Raw genomic sequence first — 296 nt, forward strand, 5'->3', positions numbered from 1 at the left:
AATCAACCGAAAAACTGATCCACCTAGCCACTGACCTAGACGTCCAATGCTTAGTTCATGGTTCCTATGCCAAGGAAACCCCACTCTTTATCCAACAGTACCCAACCGTTGAGGATGCTCAACAGGCTGCCTTTCGCCGTTTAGACCGGTTCAAAGACATGGGCGGTAACCATATCATGTTTGAAAACTCGATTTCACCAATCTTTAGTTACGGCGACCCGACAGATGAGGCTGAGATTCTTAGCCACCACTACCGACTAGTGTTCGATACGTCCCACTGTTTTATTTACGTTCAC

Annotated in this window: 1 protein-coding gene; it reads left to right on the forward strand. The window is 47.0% G+C overall.

Annotated features, from left to right (window positions below; all coding sequences use genetic code 11):
- Positions 1-296 (forward strand): hypothetical protein (locus tag ACFILW_RS10430; protein WP_375685802.1); only part of this gene is annotated, 296 nt, incomplete at both ends.

Source organism: Bartonella sp. TT110JLCBS (genome assembly GCF_042193405.1).
In the GTDB taxonomy this organism is placed as follows: Bacteria; Pseudomonadota; Alphaproteobacteria; order Rhizobiales; family Rhizobiaceae; genus Bartonella.